Origin of the sequence: Staphylococcus sp. 17KM0847 (genome assembly GCF_013463155.1) — a bacterium.
Taxonomy (GTDB): Bacteria; Bacillota; Bacilli; order Staphylococcales; family Staphylococcaceae; genus Staphylococcus.
Map to the genome: position 1 here is coordinate 1,400,886 of NZ_CP040781.1, position 23,266 is coordinate 1,424,151.

A 23,266-nucleotide genomic window follows, 5' to 3' on the forward strand; every position below is an offset into this window, starting at 1 on the left:
TACATTACTCCTCCTTTTTCTTTAATGGTGCAAACTGTGCAATTAAACGCTTAGGACCTTCTGATTTAAAGATGATATCCAACTCGATAGAACCGCCCTTTTCATTGACGTTCGATACCATACCTTCTCCCCATGATTTATGAATCACTTTATCTCCTACATTCCAATCTGTATGCGTGGACTGAGAACGCATGGATGTACCTGTTGTTCTCTGACTAAATCTACGTTTTTCAGGACGTCCTTGACGTTGCTTTATGGATACAGCCTCCTGACGTACAGGGCGTTCTAATAGGTCTTCTGGCAGTTCTCCTAAAAAGCGTGAGCGTCTGTTGGATTGAGATTGTCCGAATAACTTACGTGTTGTAGCATGTGTGAGATATAGTATTTCTTCGGCACGCGTAATCGCCACATAACATATACGACGTTCTTCTTCCATTTCGTGATCTTCTCCGCTTTTAATCGCGCGAATATGCGGGAAAATTGTTTCTTCCATACCTACAATAAAAACAACTGGAAACTCCAGACCTTTTGCTGCATGCATTGTCATCAATGTTACCCCTTCTTCAAAGTCAACATCATCAACTTCTGCAACGAGTGAGAGATCAGTTAAAAAGTTAATTAATGATTGTTCTTCAAGCGGTGTATTTTCTTCATAATCACTCGGTACAGACATGAACTCATCAAGGTTTTCTAAACGACTTCTCGCTTCCAAAGTATCTTCATTTTCAAGCATTTGACGATAACCCGATTTGTCTAAAGTTTCATTTACAATATCCGTAATTTCCAAAAATTCTTGCTCTGCCATGAGATGCGTCATCATCTCATAAAATTCTGCCGCTGCTTGTGTTACTTTTTTTGAAAGACCGATAAAATCAACTTCCGCTAGTGCATCAAACATACTGATATTATGACTATTTGCGTAGGCTTTAATTTTCTCAATGGATGATGGACCGATACCTCGTTTAGGTACATTAATGATACGTTCTAAACTTATATCATCTGCACTATTAGCAATTAAACGTATATAGCTTAATAGATCTTTAATCTCTTTACGGTCATAGAACTTCATCCCCCCTACCATGACATAAGGTAAGTTGGACTTCAGCATTGTTTCTTCAAGTACACGTGACTGCGCATTTGTACGATACAAAACAGCAATATCACTTAGTTTCTTACCTAACTTCTGATGTTTTAAGATTTCACGTATAACGTATTGTGCTTCATCTCGTTCATTTTGAGCTTCATAGTAATGAATCTTTTCTCCTTGTGTATTCGCAGTCCATAGTCCTTTAGGTTTTCGCTCTGTATTATGACGAATCACTTCGTTCGCTGCAGTTAAAATTGTCTTAGTCGAACGATAATTTTGTTCTAAGTAAATGGTTTTTGCTGTCGGATAATCCTCTTCGAATGATAAAATATTTTGAATATCTGCACCACGCCATCCGTAAATAGATTGATCAGAATCCCCAACGACACATAAATTTTTAAACTTTTTAGCAATCAAATTGACTAATGTATATTGTGCCTTATTGGTATCTTGGTACTCATCCACATGAATGTATTGAAATTTATTTTGATAATACGCCAAAACTTCAGGTACACGTTCGAACAGTTGAATAGTTGTCATAATTAAATCATCAAAATCAAGTGCTTGATTGCGAATCAGTTGCTTCTGATACCCTTCATATACTTTAGCAGTCATAATTGCTTTAAAATCGTGTGCTTCTTCCATTGCCATTGCCGGTGTTTTGAGTTCGTTTTTTAAATGACTAATTTGCGTTATAAATGAACGTGGTTCGTATTGTTTAGGATCAATATTTTCACGTTTTAGTACATCTTTAATCACTGATTTTTGATCAGTCGGGTCAATAATCGTAAAATTACGCTCTATTCCAATACGATCTACATCACGTCTTAAAATACGTACACACATCGCATGAAATGTAGACATCCAGATGACTTCTGCTGCTTCTCCAACTAATGCTTGGACACGGTCTTTCATTTCTTTGGCTGCCTTATTTGTAAATGTAATTGCCAAAATATTATAAGGAGATACATCTTTTTCGTCTAATAAATATGCGATACGATGTGTCAAAACACGTGTTTTCCCAGAACCTGCGCCTGCCATAATTAAAAGCGGGCCTTCTGTTGTGCGCACCGCTTCACTTTGTTCAGTGTTCATATTTTTCACAAGTGGATTCATTGTGCTTTCTCCTTTATCTTAGTCGTTTTTAATGCTTGTTTAATATCCTCATATATAACATTACCTACAATGATTGTATCTGCAATTGCTGACATTTCTTGTGCGCGAGCCAAAGAGTTAATCCCGCCACCATAAAATAATTGCGTTTCCGTAGTGTACTGTTTTGCTGCAAGTACATCTTCGGGATTACCATACACGCCACTGTATTCAAGATATAAAACGGGCAGATGATATACATCATTTGCCATTTGTGCATACGCCTCGATATCTTCTGTTTGTAAACTTGTTATGGCCCGTGTATATTGACTCACCTTACTCTCTGGGTTTAGAACGACATAACCTTCAAATACAAGTTCATCAAAATTAATCATATGACCATACTGTTTTAATGCACGATGTAATAAACCGTTATGAAAACGAACTTCTGTACTATTTAAAACGGTGGGTACAAAATAAAAATCAAATCCCGGCATAATACTTTCAAGATTTGAAATTTCAAGTGCTAACGGTAATGGATAACGGCGTACTCGACTCATGAGTTGAATCACATTGTCTTCTGTCACATCATCCGTTCCGCCAATCATAATGGCATCTGTATTCGACATACAAATTGCATCTAAATCATGATCAGAAATTGCTTTAGCCGGGTCTAACTTAAAAATATGGCGCCATTGTTTAATATCGTACATCACACGCACTGCTCCTTTAAAAATTCATACAACATATTATAGCATTTTTACAGACCATGTTCTAAATAACATCTTTATAATTCAAAAAGAAAAATCGAACAAAAAATGAGCGATAACATCATCTCGTAATCTCATAGATGTGCGTATCGCTCATACAAATATATCATTTACTTTTTCGTTTCGATATTCATTCTCTCTAAAATCATAGTATAGGCGTCATTTCCCCATTGCAACGAGCGTTTAACACGTGAAATCGTAGCAGTTGATGCTCCCGATTCCTGCTCAATAGTTGCATAAGTGTAGCCTTGCTTAATCATTTTCGCTACTTGCAAACGTTGCGACAATGATTGAATCTCATTAACAGTGCATAAATCATCAAAAAATTCATAGCATTCTTCACGCGTTTCTAAAGTCAGGATCGCGTCAAACAGTTCATCTAATGCCTTTCCACGTAGTTTCTCAATTTGCATGCAAACAACCCCTATATCATTTAATCTCTCTTCATTTTAACGAATGAAGAGAAAAAAGTGTAGTCCTTCTACTCCAAACCTACTCTTTTAAATATTGTATCAACTTGATTAAGGTGATGTCTAGGATCAAAGCATGCATCTAAATCTTCTTTAGATAATTTGTTTGTAATTTTTGAATCTGCTTCCACAAGTTCTCTAAACGGTGTCTTTGTTTGCCATGATGTCATTGCTTTAGGTTGAACTGTATCATAAGCTTCTTCACGAACCATGCCTTTATCGATCAATGCGAGTAGCACACGTTGTGAATAAATCAGTCCAAATGTTTTGTTCATGTTGTCTGCCATATTATCTTCATATATTGTTAAGCGGTCTACAATATTTGTAAATCGGTTCAATGCATAATCTAATGCAATCGTTACATCCGGAAGCATAATGCGTTCTGCTGAAGAATGAGAAATATCACGCTCATGCCATAAAGCAACGTTTTCATACGCAGTTGTGATATATCCACGAATCACGCGTGCAATACCTGTAATATTTTCAGAGCCAATAGGGTTACGCTTATGTGGCATTGCAGATGAACCTTTCTGTCCTTTTGCAAATGCTTCTTCTACTTCACGCGTTTCCGTTTTTTGTAAGTTACGAATTTCGACAGCAAACTTTTCAAGAGAAGTCGCAATTAAACTCAACGTTGCAATGTAATAAGCGTGTCGATCACGTTGTAATGTTTGTGTTGAAATAGGTGCTGTACCGATACCTAAATGTTTGCATACATATGCTTCAATTTCTGGTGGGATATTCGCAAACGTTCCTACTGCACCACTCATTTTGCCAACTTCAATCTCTTCACGAACACGTTTGAATCGTGTGAGGTTACGCTCCATTTCTGCGTACCATAAAGCCATTTTCAAACCAAATGTTGTAGGTTCAGCATGTACACCGTGTGTGCGTCCCATCATCAATGTTGTTTTGTATTTTTTAGCTTTAGCTGCTAATACTTCGATAAAACGTTCTAAATCTTTTTCAATAATATCGTTTGCTTGTTTCACTTGATAGCTTAACGCTGTATCAACGACGTCTGTAGATGTCAAGCCATAGTGCACCCATTTACGCTCTTCACCGAGTGTTTCAGAGACTTGACGTGTAAATGCTACAACATCATGACGCGTCTCTTGTTCAATTTCTTTTGCACGTTCCACATCAACACGTGCATGATCGCGAATTTTCTTGACATCTTCTTTAGGAATATAACCCAGCTCACTCCAAGCTTCACTTGCAAGAATCTCTACTTCTAACCATGCTTCATAGCGATTTTGATCTGTCCAAATACGAGACATTTCTTCCCTTGAATAACGTTCAATCATTAGTGATAAACTCCAATCTTCAATATGATAGTTTTTATTATAACAAATCAACACTCATTCTACATATTCTATTCAATCAAATTTAACGTTCGTAATCAAGTGTTTATACAGTAAAAATAAAAACCCAAAACTCCTTTCAATCTTTTAAAAACGAACTTTGTAATCAGAATTACATTTAAAGTACGTTTTAAATCCAAAAAAACGATGGACTTTATTCAAAGTGCCATCGCCTTTCTATTGAATCGTTTCTATTACTGTTCTATTTTTTGACCCGTAAATATGATCTCTTGTCTCAATACTTCGACTGTACCATCCTGTCGCTCTTTAAAGATAGGTTTTTCGTAGCGCTTAACCGGCATATAGCCTGCTGCTTTCATACGCGCTAAACAGTCCTGTATCGTCTCATTTACTTCTACTTTAAATTTCATCTGTATCATACGCCTTTACTTTTTTACTGCGTACACCTTTGACCCAAAAACCACCATGAATCGTGCGTGGTTCGTACGCAATAACGAACGCTTTCGGATCCAGTTGTTTAATCGTATCCATTAATTTTAATTCATAACGACGTGGTGTTAAAATTTGCATAACAAGCCTTTCGCCATCACGTCCATGTGCACCAAAATGTGTGACACCATATCCTAGTTCACGTAGTTGGCGTGGTAACTCCAATTCAAAATTAACCGTTGTTACATTAACAACAGAATAACCTAAAGCCAGCTTTTCTTCGATTTTCATGCCTACAATAATACCTACCGAAAAGCCCAACGCATAGGCTATGATATTTTGTATCTGATCTAAACTCGACATTACTAAGCCTAATCCAATCACATACACTAAAACCTCAACAAAACTCACAATTGCTGCGACATATCGGTAACCTTTTAATGTCAATATCACACGCATTGTCAGTGCAGTAACATATGCCACATTGATCAAAAATATTGCAACGAGCATCAGCCATGGGTTATCGTTTATCAGACTCATACGCATCCTCTTCCTTAATAAAATATAGCTTATTCTATCAAGTCAGTATACGTTTGTCATTAATATTTTGACTTAGGCCATGTAAAACGTGTATATGCCAATTCACGTTTATGTGCATTTCTAAGGTAATGGCGCTCAATTGTAGCTGCCGCTTCAGCTTCTACAGCTTTACCTTCCAAATAATCGTCAATCGCATTATATGTAACACCTAATGCCGTTTCATCTGGTAATTGTGGCTGATCATCTTCCAAATCCGCTGTAGGTATTTTTTCATAAAGATGTTCTGGTGCACCAAGATACTTTAATAATTGTTTGCCTTGGCGCTTATTCAAACCGAAGAGTGGTGCAATATCTGCCGCACCATCACCGTATTTTGTAAAAAAGCCTGTAATATTTTCAGCTGAGTGATCTGTACCTATCACAATTCCACCCGTATGAGCTGCAATAGCATACTGCACTTTCATACGCTCTCTTGCTTTTTCATTGCCTTTTTGAAAATCTGTCAGCGGAATACCTGCTTCGTTTAGTGATGCTACACTTTGATCTACGGCGGGTTTAATATTCACTGTTATCGTACGGTCTGGTTCAATAAAAGCTAATGCATCCTCTACTTCATCTGCATCACGTTGAACACCATAAGGTAACTTGACCGCAATAAATTCATAGTGATGATCGGTTGTGGCGTTGAGATCATTAACTGCAAGCTGTGCAATTCGTCCTGCTAATGTCGAATCTTGTCCGCCAGAAATACCTAAAACCAATGTTTTTACAAAAGTATGCGCCTTTACATATTCCTTTATAAAGTTTTTCAATATTTCTACTGTCTCACCACTATCAATTGTTGGCTGTACTTTCATTTCTTTTACAATGATGTCTTGGAGCTTAGTCATTGGTTTCCTCCATTTCTTTGACGTTTTCTGCCACTTCAAAAATGCGTTTCTGTTTATTTTCCCAACAAGCTGTACTTAAATCTACGGGGTATTCCTCAGGGTTTAAATAACGCTTATTCTCTTCCCATAATAACTCTAAGTTTTGAACTAAGTAATCTTTAGCTTCTTGTACAGTCGGACATTCATATACACGTCGACCTGCTATAAAAATATCATGATGTAAATCTACTGCTTTAAAATGTTTAATATATTTCATTTTATACGTATGAATCGGATGAAACATTTTCAATTTTGATACTTGTTCTGGCTTTTCGTAATCTAGCGTTATATAGTCTCCCTCTGACTTATTCGTCTTTGTGTTAATAATACGATATACTTTTTTCTTGCCGGGTGTTGTAACTTTTTCTGCATTATTTGATAACTTAATACGATCTACTAATTCACCTGATGCATTTTCAACTGCCACCATTTTATATACCGCTCCTAACGCCGGTTGTTGATATGCAGTTATCAGCTTAGTACCAACGCCCCAAGCATCCACGGCTGCACCTTGTGCTTTCAAACTTGAGATTGTCGCTTCATCTAAATCATTAGACGCTACAATTTTAGCATCTGTAAAACCAGCTGCATCCAACATCTTGCGTGCTTCTTTAGACAAATATGCAATATCCCCAGAATCTAAGCGAATACCTATAAAATTAATTTGATCACCTAATTCTTTAGCAACACGAATCGCATGAGGTACGCCTGATTTCAATGTATGAAACGTATCAACTAAAAATACACAATTTTTATGACGCTCTGCATATTTTTTAAAAGCGGTGTATTCATCGCCATATGTTTGAACAAAAGCATGCGCATGCGTCCCTGAAACTGGAAGATCGAACAACTTACCTGCTCGAACATTACTTGTCGAATCAAAACCACCAATGATTGCTGCACGCGCTCCCCATAATGCCGCATCCATTTCATGCGCACGACGTGTACCAAACTCCATTAATGTATCGTTGGGTGCCACCTGTTTAATCAAACTGGCTTTAGTCGATATAAGTGTTTGGAAATTGATAATATTCAACAATGCTGTTTCAATAAGTTGTGCTTGAATCAATGGGGCTTCAACACGGAGTAATGGCTCATTATTAAAACATAATTCCCCTTCTTGCATGGCACGAATATTACCGGTAAATCGTAAATCCGCAAGATATGCTAAAAAATCATCACGATAGCCTAACGACTTTAAATATGCAATATCACTTTTAGAGAAATGGCAATGCTCGATAAAGTCAATCACTCTACGCAAACCATTGAAAACGGCGTAACCACTTCCAAAGGGCATCTTTCTAAAATATAAATCAAATACTGCTTTACGTTCATGAATACCATCAAACCAATACGACTCTGCCATATTAATTTGATATAAATCGTTGTGCAGCATAAAACTGTCATCATCAAACTGGTACATATTCTACTCCTTTTGTTTACATTTTATTTTGGATATAGATATTCTTATCATATCATAAAAAGTTATGAAAAATAATGAAACGTTAGGAACGCTATGATTGATATATACACCTTATCTATTCGATATAAAACATGACCAAATTGTACACGCATACTTATTGAATAATGACTTTATCGTAGCTTTGACGTTCAAATCGACAAAACGATGACATTTATGAAAACACTATCATTCTAAAAAGAAATTTGCCTATAATAAAAGGGAGGTGGGGAAAATGCTAAAGAAAGCACAAACATTCATAACAGAAATGTATACAGAATTAAAGTTATCCCAAACTGATTGTCAAAAACGACTAACAGAAATTGAAAACGAAATTAAAAAGACAGGCACTTATCGTCACACGACTCAAGAACTGATATATGGCGCACGTGTAGCGTGGCGCAATTCCAATCGTTGCATTGGTAGACTCTTCTGGGAAAGTCTTGTTGTGAAAGATGCACGGGATATTAAAGAAGAAGCCCCTTTTATAGAGGCGATTCATGAGCATATTTCTTTCGCAACGAATAATGGGCGCATCAAACCTTGTATTACTATTTTCGCACCCTCTCATGAAAAAGGACCAAAAATTTTCAATAATCAACTGATTCGTTACGCAGGTTATATCGATAAAGGGGATCCCGCAGAAAGAACTGTTACACAATTAGCTGAGCGATTAGGGTGGCGTGGTGCTGGCACAGATTTTGATGTTTTACCTTTAATTTATCAACTTCCTGGACAACCCATAACCTATCATGAATATCCAAAAGACTTAATTTTAGAAGTTGCGATTAAACACAAACGCTATCCTAAAGTAGCTGACCTCGGTTTGAAATGGTATGCTGTCCCAATCATTTCAAGTATGGATTTAAAAATTGGAGGCATCACATATCCAACTGTACCTTTTAATGGGTGGTATATGGTCAATGAAATTGCTGTCCGAAACTTTACTGATACATACCGCTACAACTTGCTCGAGACACTCGCTGAAGCAATGGATTTCGATACATTACGTAATACATCATTTAATAAAGATCGGGTTCTCATCGAAACAAATGATGCTGTCTATCACTCATTTCGAGAGGCTGGAATATCAATGGTAGATCATCTAACAGCTGCCAAACAATTTGAACAATTTGAACGAACGGAATGTAAACAAGGACGCGAGGTCACAGGGAAATGGTCATGGCTTGCACCACCTTTATCCCCTACATTAACTGCTAATTATCATCATGGCTATCGCAACGACATGCGTGAACCCAACTTTTTTTATAAAGAAAAAACAAATTCTAGCTGTCCTTTTCATTGATATCATGTACAATTAAACGAAATCAAATAGAAGAGGTGACGCTATGTATTTATACTATTTAGGACCACAAGGAACATTTTCATATCTCGCAGCTCAGCAATATTGCAATGATAAGCATGAGCATATCGTATTATCGCCTAAAAATCAGCTACATGAAGTGATGACTGCTCTGATTGATGATACAGATGGTCAGGCAATCGTTCCTATTGAAAATGCAATCGAAGGCACGATTAATATCGTAGCGGATACATTGGTCGAACAACCTTTTACTGTTGTAGGAGAAGTTTTTCTTGACGTTACATTCGGACTATACGTGAAATCGAGCCAATCTCTAGCATCGATTAAAAAAGTATATTCTATCGGTCCAGCGATCAGTCAAACACAAAAATTTATACAGCGTCATCAACTTGCATATGCTTATACTCATAGTACGATATCTGCTCTGGACTATATCAATGATACAACAGCAGCCATTGCACCGCTAGGAAGTGGCGAAATGTACGGCTTCACGCCAATAGCTACGCATATTGAAGATTATCCACATAATCAAACACGCTTTCTAGTATTGCAACATGCTGACACTGTAAAACATCATAGCGGCCGCTCTTGCTTGCTCGTTATTACCCCTCAACAAGACAAACCCGGTCTTTTAGCGAGTATCTTAAATACGTTTGCTTTATTCAATGTAAACTTATCATGGATTGAGTCGCGACCACTAAAGACACAGTTAGGTATGTATCGCTTTTTTGTACAGGCTGTCTGTCCAGACCAACAAGTCTTAGACAAAATCCGTACAATTCTCGAGACTTTAGACTTCAATGTACAATCTCTTGGGCGATTCAACTCACACAGCCCTGATGAGTGAATCAACAATTATGAGTAAAGTTTCTAACTTGATTGTCTTATTTGAGGAAAGGCAATATATCGTATTTTATTGAGCGATTATAGAAAACACTAAAATATACTAGGAATATTGGATGCGTCATATATTTAGAAACTTAAAGTAATATTTATATAAATGCGTTATTGTGTTGTATATGACGCTTGGTTCTGTTGCAAAGTTAACTTTGTATTATCATTTAACAAATATGAACTATTTCAAATATGGACAAATTAATCAAGACATCATCACCGCAGCTGTTAGCGACTACCTAAGGCATACACTCAGTTATCGTGGTATATCTGAAATATTAAGAGCATACTACTACGTTAAATCATTCATCATATTTTCTATCTTTCTTTGCAACAGACCTTCATTTTCTATAACCATCTCTTATTGCACATATTTCTGATGAATTGTTGGCATATTTTGACTCTGATCTACAATAATATGATCAATAGCAGTAAGTTGAATCGGTGCACAATTTTGTTGAAAATGATTATTAAGAATCTCAATATGGTGGTGTGGTGCCTCTGGATGACTACGAAAATGTAAAGTATCTTTATCTCCAATATGAGTAAATATATTATCGATAACGTACAACCCTTTTCCACCTTGCTTAATGTGATGTCGACCATCAAATGTAACTGCATTTTTCCCTTGATACACACCTAAATATCGAATACCGCCTCGACAATTTAGAAAAATATTGTTATGAATCATCATATTTTTCACTTTAAGCGGTGTCAACGCATAATCTTGCATCCCATTAAATACATTGTGTTGTATAACAACGTTCTCATAATAATAATCTACACGACTAGCATGTGACCCAATAGCACGGTTCCATGCATTCATCTTTCCTTCATGAGAGTTGCCAAAATAACAATGCTCAATCACTGCATTTTTGGTAATTGTACCATCATTGCGTCCAAATTTAGGAAACGCTCCTTTAACAAATAAGTCTAATTGGATTGCTTCTGAGAATGAACGATCACCCTTTATATCATAAAAGCCAAGGAAGTCACATTCATGAATATAAAGTCCATCTACTCCACATGCATCAATACCGTGCCCACCGATCACATTTTTAATCGTTACGTCATACACTTCGATTTCTCGTGCATGCCCTAAACACATCGCTGTATTATTATAGGGGTATACATTGCCATTCATATCAAACGTCCCGCCTTGAATATGAATATTTCCATTACCTTCATATCCTTTATAACGCTTTAAGCTTGATCCATTTTTTAGCAATGCATCTCGTCCAGTGCGCAATAATGTTGCCTCGTCATCAAGAATAAGTGTCGTTTCATTATAAATTTTCAAAGCCTTTGTAATATGATATGTTCCTGCTGGTATGTATACTGTAACTGGTCCTCGTTTCGCTTGGTTCAAGGCGCGTTGAATACCTATTGTATCTTTTAGCATATTACCTGTCGTTGCACCAAAATCTCTCACATTAATGTTCAATGATGTAGACGCCTCCTTAATAATCGTTATACTATACTTATATAATCGCTTCTTAAATCAATATACCCTTTAGGAGGAAGTTTATGACAAATAAAGCATTGTTAATTGTAGATTATTCATACGACTTTATTGCAGACGATGGCAAGCTCACGTGTGGCGTAGCGGGTCAACATATCGAACCTTTTATCGCCCAACGTATTCGAGACTATGCCGAGACAGAAACACCTATTTTTTTCTTAATGGATTTACACTTTGAAGAAGATCCCTATCACCCTGAAACACAACTTTTTCCACCACATAATATTAACGGTACAGCAGGTCGCCAATTATACGGTGAAATTCAAAGCATTTATAAACAACTACAAGATCACCCTTTTGTACATTTTATTGATAAACGTCGCTATGATTCTTTTTATGGTACACCTCTTGATAGTTTACTGCGAGAGCGTCATATCGATACACTTGAGATTGTGGGTGTTTGTACAGATATTTGTGTACTCCATACAGCAATCAGTGCCTACAATTTAGGGTATCACTTGATTATCCCTAAACAAGGCGTAGCTTCATTTAATCCTGTTGGTCACGATTGGGCGCTATCACACTTTCAAAACAGTTTAGGCGCAGAGGTAGAATAAACCATTTGCTCCATGATAAAATGGCATTAAGAAATGTTATATTAAGGAGATTAAAACAATGACAACTTATATTTTTGGTCATCAAAACCCAGACACAGACGCAATTTCATCTGCTATTATTATGGCAGACTTCGAACAACAAAATGGTAATGATGCTGCTAAAGCCTATCGCTTAGGCGATGTCAGCCCAGAAACACAATATGCTTTAGATTATTTCAACGTAGCAGCACCTACTTTATTAGCAGATGATTTAACAGATCAAGAGGTTATCCTAGTTGATCACAATGAATTCCAACAAAGTGCGGCTACTATTGATAAAGCGGTAATTAAGCATGTTATTGATCACCATCGTATCGCTAACTTTGAAACAGCAAGTCCTTTATATTACCGTGCAGAACCTGTCGGCTGTACAGCTACTATTTTGTATAAGATGTATAAAGAACAAAACTTTGAAATCCGTCCTGAAATTGCAGGTTTAATGATTTCAGCAATTATTTCAGACAGCTTATTGTTCAAATCACCAACATGTACCACTCAAGATGTTGAGGCTGCAAAAGCATTAGCGACTATTGCCAATGTCAATTTAGACGAATACGGTCTGAATATGCTCAAAGCCGGTGCATCCACAGCAGACAAATCAGAAGAAGCTCTGTTAGATGCAGATGCTAAATCTTTCAGTATGGGAGATTATACAGTACGCATTGGACAAGTCAATACAGTAGATATAGACGAAGTGTTTGCAAGACAAGAAGCACTTGAGCATGCTATGAACAAAGCAAGTGTTGAAAATGGATATGATATTTTCGTTCTTGCCATTACAGATATTATCAACAGCGACTCTAAAATTTTAGTGGTTGGTGCCGAAAAAGAGCGTATTGCTTCTGCATTTAATACAACACTCGATCATAATGCTGCCTTTCTATCAGGTGTCGTTTCACGTAAAAAGCAAATCGTTCCACCGATTACTTCAGAACTCACAAAATAATTTTAATACAAAGGTTGTGATGAAGCATGACATACGATATTCATGAAACCAAAAATGCATTTTATATCGGAGACAATGCCGACGCACCATTAGCCGAAATAACTTTTAATTATCATGACGAACAAACAATTGATGTTAATCATACATTTGTCGATCCTTCACTCCGTGGCGGTGGCGTAGCTAAGCAATTGTTTGATTGTGTGATTGATAAAGCACAGCAAGAAAACTTGAAGATCATTCCTTCTTGCAGCTATGTGCGTAAACAGTTTGAAAAGAATGCTTCCCTTGCTGCATATAAGGCGTAATATCCTTCTAGGCTGAGTTACCATCCCGTAGCTCAGCCTTTTTCTCCTATTCTTAATTATAGAAAGGGTTGTTATAATGACTGACTTTACACAACATGTACAACAATCTAAAGACTATTTTAATACACATGAGACGAAATCATTAAAATTTCGTAAAAAACAGTTAAAGTGCCTTGCTAAAAGTATCAAACAACACGAAAAAGCATTATTATCGGCGTTAGCTATTGATCTTGGTAAAAATAATGTTGAAGCTTATGCCACTGAGATTGGCTATACACTCAGCAGTATTAAACTTGCTCAGAAATCACTCCATAAATGGGCAAAGACACGCTCTGTTGACACACCATTGTGGCTCTTTCCTACAAAAAGTTTTATTATGAAAGAGCCTTTAGGGACAGTCTTAATTATCGGCCCATATAACTATCCTTTCCAATTAGTATTTGAACCATTAATTGGTGCATTGGCTGCTGGAAATACGGCCGTTATTAAACCATCAGAACTCACACCACATGTCGCTGATGTTATTGAGAATATTATTACATCTACTTTTGATCCACAGTATGTATCAGTTGTTCAAGGCGACGCAAGTGTAATTCAAGCACTTTTAAAAGAACCTTTTGACCACATTTTCTTTACTGGTAGCCAAAAAGTAGGAAAAATTGTCTATAAAGCAGCAGCTGAACATTTAACACCTGTAACGTTAGAGTTAGGTGGTAAATCTCCTGTCATTGTCGATCAAACTGCCAATCTTAAAGTAGCGAGCGAACGGATATGCTTTGGTAAATTCTTGAATGCGGGTCAAACATGTGTCGCACCAGATTATGTTCTTATCGATAAAAAGGTAAAAGCCGATTTTATTGCAGCGTTACGAAACACATTGATAGAGTTTTATAGTGCTACTCCATTAAGCAGTGAAGATTTAGGCGTCATTGTAAATGATTCGCATTTTGATCGTTTAGCACAATTAATGGATGCTGAACGTAAACATTGTGTTATAGGGGGAGAACGCAATACGGAGCAACGAAAAATTGCACCAAGTATTTATGACGCTATCACATTAGATTCGCCACTCATGCAAGATGAATTATTCGGTCCACTCTTACCTATTATGACGTATGAAACACTTGATGATGCAATTTCTACGATACATTCTTATGATAAACCATTAGCCTTATATTTATTTAGTGAAGATGAAAATGTTACAAATCGTATATTAACTGAATTATCGTTTGGTGGGGGTGCGATTAATGATACTGTACTACACCTTGCAAACCCACGTTTACCTTTCGGAGGTATAGGTGGTTCGGGTATAGGACAATATCACGGTAAATACTCCTTTAATTTATTTTCACATGACAAGTCATATATATTTAAAACCACTAAGTTAGAAACAGGTTTACTCTTTCCACCTTATAAAGGCAAACTTAATTACCTAAAGCAAATTTTAAAAAAAGGCTAGCTTATGCTTATATCGTTAAGACACTCAAAATGCTTACACATATGCAGATGTCAAACAGATTGAGCATATCCATATTTTATTTATAAAAACAGCTGATCTTCAACTTTAGGTTGAGTATCAGCTGTTTTTTAATCATGCTAAAAATTTCACGCAAACACCTTCAGCAGCTTGATGTGTTTCATCTACTAAATGCAACGTCCCGTTCTCTTTATCACGCTTAAATACGGTTACTTTAGAATCTCCCTGCTCATGTGCAACAACAAGGTAATCGTCTGACGATGTAATATTAAAATCACGTGGAAAAGCATCGCCGCTCGATACAATATCTACTTGTTCTAATCTTGCACCATCATCTAGTACTTTAAAAATCGCAATACTATCATGACCTCTATTAGAAATATATAAATAACGCTGATCATGAGATAAATGTACAGCAGCCAATTTAGTCGGTTGTAAGAAATCTTCAGGAATTGTCAAATGGCGTTCTAGTTCAGTAAAGCGCCCATCTTCATAACGCATCACAACGACAGTATTCGATAACTCGTTTACAACATACGCATAGTGTCCTGTCTTATGATATGTGATATGTCTAGGTCCATCACCCGGCTGCAATTGCGTACGATGCGCGACATCCAAACCTTTGTTGCCATAATGATAGGTAACAAGTAAATCTGCACCTAAATCTACTGCGACGACATATTTTTGCTCTGGCGTAACATCTAAATAATGAACATGTGAAGATTCTTGTCTTGCTACATTAGGTCCGGGTGTATATTCATGATACACTTCTTCAATTAATCGACTCACTTGATGATTTTCATGATCTAATTGATAAATGCGTGCGACACCATCACCATATACTGCTTCAAAAACATACGCTCCATCTGGGGATACCGCTACATAACAACCAGAACCTTTTATGGATTCAAGACATTCTCCTGTTGAAGTTAGGCTTCCATCTTCATGGATTTTAAAAGTTGCTAATCCTGCACGTTCACTATTTTTGGTAACAGCAACTAACGTATCTTGAAATTGACTTAAATATGTAGAAGCATTGACTTCATAGCCTGTTTCTATTGCTTCAATGCGTCCTACTTGTTCATCTAATTCAAAACGATAAATACCCTTACCGTCTTTTTTAGTATAAGATCCAATATAACCCTTTGTTAACATATAATTCCCTCCATCAGCTTATGTTCTTTCTCATAAAAATAGTTCTAATCATGCCGTAACTTTAAAAAGGTGCCACATCTTTTATATAATGAAAAGGACTGTCGTAGAATGATCACTCTACTTCAGCCCCTTTTTCTTATCCAACGTTTGATTCGATATCTGCAACAATTTCTTTTGTTTTGCTTTCAATCTCTTCAAAATCTTTTTTGAAGACATAAGCAAGAACTGCGGCACCCGCACCTACTGCTAATGTTGTAAAAAATGTTAACGCAAATACAAACTTAAATAATCCTTTAATAAAGTTCCACATCTGTTTTCACCTCTATTAATAAAATGTATACACAATCATCATAGCATATAATCTATGTATCATTAAAGAAATACCCTAAATCCTATAAAACAAATCAAAAAATATTCAATTATTCAAATTAATATGTTACATTATGAATAACAAATTTAAGAAAGAGGTAAGTTGCATGCCATACATTTCATTACTCAATTGTTGGAAAAACCATGACATTGAGGGTGTAGAAAATATGGTCGATGATCATGTCGCAGCATTTTACATTAATGAGGTGGGTACGCCTGTCCCACTTACAAAAGCTATTCTCATTGATATGCTTCGTAAGCGAATGAAACAAATGGAATCTCGTGAACATCTACAATGGAACTTTGAAATCATTCATCGCGCACATATTTATGATAAGCAGATGGTCCTTTTTTACACCTACTCTTCTGAAAGTCCCAACTACCAAGAAACTGAAAAAACAATGATTGCTATCGCTTTTAGTGCAAGAACATCTCACAATATCAGTCCCATCAAATCCATTTATATTACTCCTAATGTAAAAAACTTTCATCATTAATTTTAGATATAAGACGTTAATAAATATGCATTATTCATGTTTCTTTTTATACATCATATTATCCGTACTTTCTATATTATTATGAATAGATTTTAATGTAGTAATTGCTGTATAAGCTCTAAAAATCTTGAAGTGATAACAAAATTCATATTCTGTATCAAAGGATTACATATTATATATCATTACGATGTGAAGTTTCGGTAAAGCCAATTTTTTATTTTAACATACACATTTTGAACCATATTTATCGTCCCCTGTCTTAGTCTATTAATGTTACACTTATTATAGTCATGCAACTGCTATAAAACCATTAACCTCACATTACAACATCATGACAAATTATGTACGTTAGTTTGCAGAGAGGACGTCGTATTATGCAAAATGTGAATTCAGATATTTTGACTTTTAGAGGAAACCATTATGATTACGGTGTTTCAGTAGGAAATTGGCTAAAACAAACTGAAATGCTTAAAAATAGAGAAAAAGAGTGGCGTAAGCGTGTACCTCGATTTGATATAGATATTCGTGAAACCTATCACATCTTTCAAACCTTTGCACCTCGTATATGGGACGAGATACGTGGTTTACAAGATGTCTTAAATATACCAACTCGACAAGCGATATTAAACTTTGCACACTATCGTTTTACTAGCCTTCCTGATAGTGGATGTAGCGTTTTTATTGGGGATGGTTATTTAGTACGCAATTATGACTATCATCCTGCGACATATGATGCACGCTACCAACTCTATCAACCGACAGATGGAGGATATGCACAGATCGGCCCTATGTCTCGTACAACTGGCAGAATGGACGGTATGAATGAATATGGTCTTGTCATGGCATATAACTTTATGCATCGAAAAAAACCAGCAAACGGGTTTGTATGTTATATGATTGGTCGTCTTATATTAGAATATTGTCAAAACGTAGATGAGGCAATTGCATTACTCAAACAATTACCACATCGCAGTTCATTTAGCTATATTGTTTTAGATGCCACTGGTGCACATGCTATTGTAGAGGTTACACCACGTGGATTAGATGTTCGTTATAATCATACATGCACCAATCATTTTGAATTATTAACACATGAGAATCGTAATTATACAAAAGAGTCCATAGCGCGTTTAGCCCGTATTGAACGTCAAATCCCTAAACAAACTGCTCAACGCTTTGACGTATTTCATTATTTCAATAACCCTCAATATGAAATATATAGTAAGCTGTTCAACAGTTGGAGTGGTACTATTCACACAACAATGTATGATCCTAAAACTTTAACTGCTTGGATCGCATTGGGAGAAAATCAGTCTCCTGTCGCATTTGATTTTCAATCGTGGTTAGAAGGTCATCCCATCGATCAAAAAAAATTGAAAGGTCAACTCGATACCGACATTCAATTTGCAACGAAATAATATGGACCCTTCAAATATAAGAAGCGTAGAATAGCACATCATTTGAGTCGTTAAGATTGCTATTCCACGCTTCTTGTTTATTTATTCTATTATAATATCTCCGTTATTCGTGTAAAGTTCAATTTGATGGGTTCCACGACCATTGATGCCTTGATGTAGTTCTGGATTAATCAATTGAGCTTCTCCCTTTGTCGGATTCAGCTTAAAATGAACGTCTTTAGGTGTATTTTGAAAAGACATATGAATATCGCCCTTATCTACAATGCCTTTTAAATCACAATGAGGGGTCATCATTGATAAAGTGATATCTCCTTTTCCTACTTTAAAAATACTTTTTCGTACGGTCGTCTGATCTGCTTGAATTAAACCCTTGTTTACACTAATATCACTATCGAACAACTGACTATTCTTAATCTTAATAAAAGTTTCATACCCTTTAACTTGAGTATGTTTAAAGTGACTATTACGCATCGCCACTTGCCCGTTCATATCATTCTCTATAACAACATGATCTAATGTTATCCCTTCGACATCTACATTTGCAACTTGCGTGCGTACATTCAAATTTTTCAATTGATTTTTAGGGATAGTAATCTCTAATTGGCTTTTAACTGTATTAAATGGATTTAAGTTTAACATTTTTCGCTTTGAGCTATTACGTTCTACTATTTGTAATGTATGTCCTTGCTTCGTTACATCTAGCCCATCTTTCCCAGTATAATCGACATGAAAATCCGAACCCGATTTAAAGGTGACATCCGTCAAGTCTGTATTAACGACCATCTGTTGCACTTCACCTTTGTTATATGTTTTATGAAGCGTAGTCAAATATGCTCCTCTTTTTTCAAGACCAAACCATACCAGCGTACCAAGGACAAAAAAAATGAGAAAACAACTCATACCAAAAATAAATAGTTTTTTCATCATTTACATCGTTCCTTTTTTGATAAAGTTCATATTCCACTTCAAATAGCGAATAAGCCAGTTCCGAATGCCTATAAGCAACTTCACTACAACTACCAAAAACATTGTACCTAAACCAAAATATGCAAAACTAAATAAGTAGTTGCTCACTGAAAAATGATGGAGACCTGCCCATATATTCCATATGAAGACAATTAATGGGGATAAAATCATACCGAGTGACGCAAATGCAAAAGCCAAAATAAATGGCGATACAATCACAAGAGGAATGAGCACAAAACAAAATGTCACGATGCTTACACCAATTGTTGCAATAACAGCACGCACAATATGAGAAACATCAGGTTTGGTTTCAGCATTATTCAGGGCATATTGCGCATATTTTTGTTTAGCAATTTGTTTAGGGGTATCCAAACTGTGTACAATCTCACTATCAGCATAGCCTTTAAGTCCTTCTTCATAAAAGTAATTTTCATAACTATTCATAATATCATCAATTTTATGACCTGGTAATTTATGCAGTTGATACTCAAGTTCATTTAAAAAAGTAATCTTGTCCACAGTACCCCCCCTATTATTAATTTAAATATTCTTTTTAATTATACGTATTTTTATCTGAAAACAAAATATATTCCTCTTATTTGTATCTTAAATATCATATTCTTAATTTTTTTGTAATGTCTTATATCTTTATGAGTTATATATTAAAAACAAAAATGAGATAACAAAACCTTCATCATTAAAAGGTTTTATTATCTCATCTACAACCACAACATCCCTATCTATTTACACATTAAATTTCAGTCTTAAACAATTAAACTCAAAGCATAAACAAAAATCAAACCACTCACTGAAATAATTGTTTCTACCATAGACCAAGTTAAGAATGTCTCTTTTATTGTCAAACCAAAATATTCTTTAAACATCCAAAAGCCTGCATCGTTGACATGCGAACAAAAGACACTTCCCGCTCCAATAGCCAAAACAACAAGCGCAAGATTGACATCAGCTGCCTGTAACAATGGTAAAACAATACCTGTTGTAGAAATTGCAGCTACCGTTGCAGAACCTAATGCAAGACGAAGTACTGCTGCTACAAGCCATGCAAGGAGTAATGGTGATATATTAACATCCGTAAATAATTGCTCTATACTATCTCCTACACCACCGTCAATAAGAATTTGTTTAAATGCACCGCCTCCACCAATGATCAATAGCATCATACCAATTGGATAGATAGCTTGTGTTAATGTTTCCATCACATCTTTCATTGCATAACCACGCATTAAGCCCATACTAAAAATCGCAAACAATACTGCTATCATCATTGCTGTTCCAGCTGTTCCAATAAAGTAAATAAAACTTTCAAAATGGTTTGTCGCACCGTCTGTATGACCTGTAACTAATTGCCATACTGTCGCAAAAAGCATTAATAATACAGGTAATAATGCTGTAAACGTACTCAATCCAAAACTTGGCAATTGGTCTGCTTTGAATGTTTTTGTAGCACCTAATGATGAAATATCTCCTTCACGTTCAAAGGCTGTTGACGATAGTTTAGGCGCAATTTTAACAAACAGTGGTCCCGCAACTAATGTCACAGGAATGGCAACAATAAAGCCATATAATAAGACTTCTCCTATATGTGCATTTAGTTCGCTTGCAATGACAACCGGACCCGGATGAGGTGGTAAAAAACCATGTGTCACTGATAAAGCTGTCACCATAGGTAAACCAATCTTCAATTGAGACATATTCATACGCTTAGCAATTGTAAATACAAGAGGAATAAGCAATACAAGTCCCACCTCAAAGAAAAGTGCAATACCAATAATAAATGAAGCAATTACCATTGCCCACTGTACATAACGTACACCTAACTTTTGAATAAGCGTGTCTGCAATTTGTGTTGCACCACCACCATCTGCTAACAACTTACCAAGCATAGCACCTAGACCAAAAATTAAAGCAATATGACCTAATGTTCCTCCCATTCCACTTTCAATTGTCTTAATAATAGTATCAAAAGGCATCCCTAATAAAATACCTGTCACAATAGCAGTAATGATTAATGATACAAAAGTATTTAACTTACATGCCATAATCAATATTAATAATAATAAAATACCTAAAACAACACTTATAATCGGCCAAAACTCTCCTAACATATCAATCCCTCTATTCTTTTACGTTATAATGTGTGCGTTGAAACTGTGCAAGTGATGCATAAGATGTCTTTAACACTCGACTGATTTGAATAAATATTGATGAAAGTTCTTGGTATTGTTGCACATGATCTGAGTTCGGTTGATGCGTATACGTTTTACCAACCCAGCGTTCAATAACCTCGTAATCATCCGATAAACCTATCGCACGACATCCAATCGCACATGCGCCTAAGCACGAACTCTCATATGCTTCAGGAACCTCTACTATGCAATCAAAAATATCAGCCATCATTTGACGCCATAATTCACTTTTTGAAAAACCACCTGTCGCCTTAATCGTATCGGGCATCTCTCCCATCACTTCTACTAATGCTAAATAAACCGTATACAGATTAAATAATACGCCTTCGAGTACCGCGCGAATCATATGCTCTTTCTGATGTGCAAGTGTTAAACCAATAAATGAACCACGTGCATCAGATGTCCATAATGGCGCACGTTCTCCTGCTAGATACGGATGAAATAATAATCCTTGAGCGCCCGGTGGGACTTTCTCAGCAATACGTGTTAACACATCATAACTTTCTATTCCTAATCGCTTCGCTGTTTCGACTTCACTAGCGAGTAGTTCATCACGTAGCCACCTTAAAACGACACCACCATTATTTACTGGTCCGCCGATGACATAATGTTGATCATCTAAGACATAACAGAAAATACGTCCTTTGTCGTCTGTCAATGGGCGATCAACAACTGTCCGTATTGCTCCAGATGTTCCTATTGTCACAGCTACTTCTCCGGTATGATAACTATTAACACCCAGATTTGACAACACACCATCACTCGCACCAATAACGATAGGTGTATCTTTACTAATGGCCATCTCTTGTGCATACTGTGTAGCAATAGATGAACATATATGCTGTGTTGAAACAAGTTTTGGCAAGTGATCAGTTGTGATACCTAGTAATGTTAAAACATCTTTATCCCAATCACGCGTGTGTAGGTTGTATAAGCCCGTAGCAGAAGCGATCGATTCATCCATTAACCATTCACCTGTTAAGCGATGTAGAACATAAGATTTAATGTCTACAAAACGTTCTGCTTTATTAAATAATTGCGGGTTTTCTTGTTTGAGCCACCATATTTTAGATAATGGAGACATCGCATGTATAGGTGTACCCGTTCGTTTATAAATTGCTTGTCCATCGTATTGTTGCTTAAGTGTTTCTGCTGCAAAACGCGCACGATTATCTGCCCATGTGATACTATTTGTCAATAATTGATGATGTTGATCCATTAAGATCAAACTATGCATTTGTGCGCTGAAAGCTAAAAACATCACTTGTTCTTCCTGAACATTATGGTGTACCATAACATCTTTAACTGTTTTAATCACGGCCGCTAATATGACATCGGGATCTTCTTCTGATGTATCAATTGTGGGTGTCAATAGCGGATATTCCTGTTGCGCTTTATCTAATACTGTGCCATCTTCTTTGTATAACACTGCTTTTGTACTTGTTGTTCCTATATCGATACCTATCATGTATTTTGTCATATCATCTTC

At 36.2% G+C, this 23,266-nt stretch carries 23 protein-coding genes and 1 pseudogene; 9 read left to right on the forward strand and 15 right to left on the reverse strand.

Annotated elements, in window-relative coordinates:
- Nucleotides 1-4: 4 nt before the first annotated feature.
- From pcrA to FGL66_RS06865, 8 genes are all read right to left on the reverse strand, one after another.
- Entirely contained in the window at nucleotides 5-2,203 is a 2,199-nt protein-coding gene (pcrA, locus tag FGL66_RS06830) for a DNA helicase PcrA (protein WP_180809100.1), read from the reverse strand.
- A complete protein-coding gene (gene pcrB, locus FGL66_RS06835; protein ID WP_180810493.1) occupies nucleotides 2,200-2,892 on the reverse strand; it encodes a heptaprenylglyceryl phosphate synthase in 693 nt (230 codons plus the stop codon). The genes pcrA and pcrB overlap by 4 nt, the downstream gene beginning before the upstream one ends.
- 167 nt (nucleotides 2,893-3,059) lie before the next feature.
- Complete coding sequence (locus tag FGL66_RS06840) at nucleotides 3,060-3,362, reverse strand: YerC/YecD family TrpR-related protein (RefSeq protein ID WP_180809101.1); 303 nt, start codon at nucleotides 3,360-3,362, stop codon at nucleotides 3,060-3,062.
- Nucleotides 3,363-3,430: 68 nt separating this feature from the next.
- Nucleotides 3,431-4,726, reverse strand: a complete 1,296-nt coding sequence (purB, locus tag FGL66_RS06845; RefSeq protein ID WP_180809102.1) for an adenylosuccinate lyase — start codon at nucleotides 4,724-4,726, stop codon at nucleotides 3,431-3,433.
- A 251-nt stretch (nucleotides 4,727-4,977) separates the two neighbouring features.
- Nucleotides 4,978-5,154 carry an NETI motif-containing protein gene (locus FGL66_RS06850; protein ID WP_180809103.1) on the reverse strand — a complete coding sequence of 59 codons (177 nt, stop codon included), beginning with the start codon at nucleotides 5,152-5,154 and terminating at the stop codon, nucleotides 4,978-4,980.
- A complete protein-coding gene (locus tag FGL66_RS06855) occupies nucleotides 5,144-5,713 on the reverse strand; it encodes a DUF2179 domain-containing protein (protein ID WP_180809104.1) in 570 nt (189 codons plus the stop codon). The genes FGL66_RS06850 and FGL66_RS06855 overlap by 11 nt, the downstream gene beginning before the upstream one ends.
- Before the next feature lie 59 nt (nucleotides 5,714-5,772).
- On the reverse strand, nucleotides 5,773-6,603 hold the full coding sequence (gene nadE / locus FGL66_RS06860; RefSeq protein ID WP_180809105.1) for an NAD(+) synthase: 831 nt from the start codon (nucleotides 6,601-6,603) through the stop codon (nucleotides 5,773-5,775).
- Nucleotides 6,596-8,065, reverse strand: a complete 1,470-nt coding sequence (locus FGL66_RS06865) for a nicotinate phosphoribosyltransferase (RefSeq protein ID WP_180809106.1) — start codon at nucleotides 8,063-8,065, stop codon at nucleotides 6,596-6,598. Before FGL66_RS06865 ends, nadE begins: the two co-directional genes overlap by 8 nt.
- Before the next feature lie 271 nt (nucleotides 8,066-8,336).
- Here FGL66_RS06865 and FGL66_RS06870 point away from each other — a divergent pair, with 271 nt between their 5' ends.
- From FGL66_RS06870 to FGL66_RS06880, 3 genes and pseudogenes are all read left to right on the forward strand, one after another.
- Nucleotides 8,337-9,407 carry a nitric oxide synthase oxygenase gene (locus FGL66_RS06870; protein WP_180809107.1) on the forward strand — a complete coding sequence of 357 codons (1,071 nt, stop codon included), beginning with the start codon at nucleotides 8,337-8,339 and terminating at the stop codon, nucleotides 9,405-9,407.
- A 43-nt stretch (nucleotides 9,408-9,450) separates the two neighbouring features.
- Nucleotides 9,451-10,272: a prephenate dehydratase gene (locus FGL66_RS06875; protein ID WP_180809108.1), complete on the forward strand. Its 822-nt coding sequence runs from the start codon at nucleotides 9,451-9,453 to the stop codon at nucleotides 10,270-10,272.
- 223 nt (nucleotides 10,273-10,495) lie between these two features.
- Nucleotides 10,496-10,603, forward strand: a pseudogene (locus FGL66_RS06880) (IS6 family transposase); the annotation flags it as partial.
- 77 nt (nucleotides 10,604-10,680) lie between these two features.
- Here the strand turns inward: FGL66_RS06880 and FGL66_RS06885 are convergent.
- Nucleotides 10,681-11,763 carry a glycosyl hydrolase family 28-related protein gene (locus tag FGL66_RS06885; RefSeq protein WP_180809109.1) on the reverse strand — a complete coding sequence of 361 codons (1,083 nt, stop codon included), beginning with the start codon at nucleotides 11,761-11,763 and terminating at the stop codon, nucleotides 10,681-10,683.
- An 83-nt stretch (nucleotides 11,764-11,846) separates the two neighbouring features.
- Between FGL66_RS06885 and FGL66_RS06890 the strand changes: the two genes are divergently transcribed.
- The 4 genes from FGL66_RS06890 to FGL66_RS06905 all read left to right on the forward strand — a co-directional run bounded on the left by FGL66_RS06890 (nucleotide 11,847) and on the right by FGL66_RS06905 (nucleotide 15,147).
- Nucleotides 11,847-12,398 (forward strand): cysteine hydrolase family protein, encoded by a 552-nt coding sequence (locus FGL66_RS06890; protein WP_180809110.1) that lies wholly within the window; start codon nucleotides 11,847-11,849, stop codon nucleotides 12,396-12,398.
- A 58-nt stretch (nucleotides 12,399-12,456) separates the two neighbouring features.
- Nucleotides 12,457-13,383 carry a manganese-dependent inorganic pyrophosphatase gene (locus FGL66_RS06895; RefSeq protein ID WP_180809111.1) on the forward strand — a complete coding sequence of 309 codons (927 nt, stop codon included), beginning with the start codon at nucleotides 12,457-12,459 and terminating at the stop codon, nucleotides 13,381-13,383.
- Between the two features lie 26 nt (nucleotides 13,384-13,409).
- Entirely contained in the window at nucleotides 13,410-13,688 is a 279-nt protein-coding gene (locus FGL66_RS06900; protein ID WP_180809112.1) for a GNAT family N-acetyltransferase, read from the forward strand.
- A gap of 76 nt (nucleotides 13,689-13,764) precedes the next feature.
- Nucleotides 13,765-15,147 (forward strand): aldehyde dehydrogenase, encoded by a 1,383-nt coding sequence (locus tag FGL66_RS06905; RefSeq protein ID WP_180809113.1) that lies wholly within the window; start codon nucleotides 13,765-13,767, stop codon nucleotides 15,145-15,147.
- A 132-nt stretch (nucleotides 15,148-15,279) separates the two neighbouring features.
- On the opposite strand, the gene pglS is transcribed toward FGL66_RS06905, so the two are convergent.
- Nucleotides 15,280-16,320 carry a 6-phosphogluconolactonase gene (gene pglS, locus FGL66_RS06910; protein ID WP_180809114.1) on the reverse strand — a complete coding sequence of 347 codons (1,041 nt, stop codon included), beginning with the start codon at nucleotides 16,318-16,320 and terminating at the stop codon, nucleotides 15,280-15,282.
- Between the two features lie 136 nt (nucleotides 16,321-16,456).
- Complete coding sequence (locus FGL66_RS06915; RefSeq protein WP_180809115.1) at nucleotides 16,457-16,630, reverse strand: hypothetical protein; 174 nt, start codon at nucleotides 16,628-16,630, stop codon at nucleotides 16,457-16,459.
- A 166-nt stretch (nucleotides 16,631-16,796) separates the two neighbouring features.
- On the opposite strand from FGL66_RS06915, the gene FGL66_RS06920 reads away from it, so the two are divergent.
- Complete coding sequence (locus tag FGL66_RS06920) at nucleotides 16,797-17,186, forward strand: hypothetical protein (RefSeq protein ID WP_180809116.1); 390 nt, start codon at nucleotides 16,797-16,799, stop codon at nucleotides 17,184-17,186.
- 374 nt (nucleotides 17,187-17,560) lie between these two features.
- Nucleotides 17,561-18,604, forward strand: coding sequence for a C45 family autoproteolytic acyltransferase/hydrolase (locus FGL66_RS06925; RefSeq protein WP_180809117.1), 1,044 nt, complete (start codon nucleotides 17,561-17,563; stop codon nucleotides 18,602-18,604).
- Nucleotides 18,605-18,685: 81 nt separating this feature from the next.
- On the opposite strand, the gene FGL66_RS06930 is transcribed toward FGL66_RS06925, so the two are convergent.
- The 4 genes from FGL66_RS06930 to gntK form a co-directional block, all read right to left on the reverse strand.
- Nucleotides 18,686-19,432, reverse strand: a complete 747-nt coding sequence (locus FGL66_RS06930) for a DUF4097 family beta strand repeat-containing protein (protein ID WP_180809118.1) — start codon at nucleotides 19,430-19,432, stop codon at nucleotides 18,686-18,688.
- A gap of 99 nt (nucleotides 19,433-19,531) precedes the next feature.
- Nucleotides 19,532-20,089: a DUF1700 domain-containing protein gene (locus FGL66_RS06935; protein WP_180809119.1), complete on the reverse strand. Its 558-nt coding sequence runs from the start codon at nucleotides 20,087-20,089 to the stop codon at nucleotides 19,532-19,534.
- A gap of 245 nt (nucleotides 20,090-20,334) precedes the next feature.
- Nucleotides 20,335-21,696, reverse strand: coding sequence for a gluconate:H+ symporter (locus FGL66_RS06940; protein ID WP_180809120.1), 1,362 nt, complete (start codon nucleotides 21,694-21,696; stop codon nucleotides 20,335-20,337).
- A 10-nt stretch (nucleotides 21,697-21,706) separates the two neighbouring features.
- A complete protein-coding gene (gene gntK, locus FGL66_RS06945; RefSeq protein ID WP_180809121.1) occupies nucleotides 21,707-23,257 on the reverse strand; it encodes a gluconokinase in 1,551 nt (516 codons plus the stop codon).
- Nucleotides 23,258-23,266: the final 9 nt, after the last annotated feature.

Bases quoted from the DNA above. Each gene is read 5' to 3' on its own strand.
- pcrA (WP_180809100.1), bottom strand. From the start codon at position 2,203: ATGAATCCACTTGTGAAAAATATGAACACTGAACAAAGTGAAGCGGTG.
- pcrB (WP_180810493.1), bottom strand. From the start codon at position 2,892: ATGTACGATATTAAACAATGGCGCCATATTTTTAAGTTAGACCCGGCT.
- FGL66_RS06840 (WP_180809101.1), bottom strand. From the start codon at position 3,362: ATGCAAATTGAGAAACTACGTGGAAAGGCATTAGATGAACTGTTTGAC.
- purB (WP_180809102.1), bottom strand. From the start codon at position 4,726: ATGATTGAACGTTATTCAAGGGAAGAAATGTCTCGTATTTGGACAGAT.
- FGL66_RS06850 (WP_180809103.1), bottom strand. From the start codon at position 5,154: ATGAAATTTAAAGTAGAAGTAAATGAGACGATACAGGACTGTTTAGCG.
- FGL66_RS06855 (WP_180809104.1), bottom strand. From the start codon at position 5,713: ATGAGTCTGATAAACGATAACCCATGGCTGATGCTCGTTGCAATATTT.
- nadE (WP_180809105.1), bottom strand. From the start codon at position 6,603: ATGACTAAGCTCCAAGACATCATTGTAAAAGAAATGAAAGTACAGCCA.
- FGL66_RS06865 (WP_180809106.1), bottom strand. From the start codon at position 8,065: ATGTACCAGTTTGATGATGACAGTTTTATGCTGCACAACGATTTATAT.
- FGL66_RS06870 (WP_180809107.1), top strand. From the start codon at position 8,337: ATGCTAAAGAAAGCACAAACATTCATAACAGAAATGTATACAGAATTA.
- FGL66_RS06875 (WP_180809108.1), top strand. From the start codon at position 9,451: ATGTATTTATACTATTTAGGACCACAAGGAACATTTTCATATCTCGCA.
- FGL66_RS06890 (WP_180809110.1), top strand. From the start codon at position 11,847: ATGACAAATAAAGCATTGTTAATTGTAGATTATTCATACGACTTTATT.
- FGL66_RS06895 (WP_180809111.1), top strand. From the start codon at position 12,457: ATGACAACTTATATTTTTGGTCATCAAAACCCAGACACAGACGCAATT.
- FGL66_RS06900 (WP_180809112.1), top strand. From the start codon at position 13,410: ATGACATACGATATTCATGAAACCAAAAATGCATTTTATATCGGAGAC.
- FGL66_RS06905 (WP_180809113.1), top strand. From the start codon at position 13,765: ATGACTGACTTTACACAACATGTACAACAATCTAAAGACTATTTTAAT.
- pglS (WP_180809114.1), bottom strand. From the start codon at position 16,320: ATGTTAACAAAGGGTTATATTGGATCTTATACTAAAAAAGACGGTAAG.
- FGL66_RS06915 (WP_180809115.1), bottom strand. From the start codon at position 16,630: ATGTGGAACTTTATTAAAGGATTATTTAAGTTTGTATTTGCGTTAACA.
- FGL66_RS06920 (WP_180809116.1), top strand. From the start codon at position 16,797: ATGCCATACATTTCATTACTCAATTGTTGGAAAAACCATGACATTGAG.
- FGL66_RS06925 (WP_180809117.1), top strand. From the start codon at position 17,561: ATGCAAAATGTGAATTCAGATATTTTGACTTTTAGAGGAAACCATTAT.
- FGL66_RS06940 (WP_180809120.1), bottom strand. From the start codon at position 21,696: ATGTTAGGAGAGTTTTGGCCGATTATAAGTGTTGTTTTAGGTATTTTA.
- gntK (WP_180809121.1), bottom strand. From the start codon at position 23,257: ATGACAAAATACATGATAGGTATCGATATAGGAACAACAAGTACAAAA.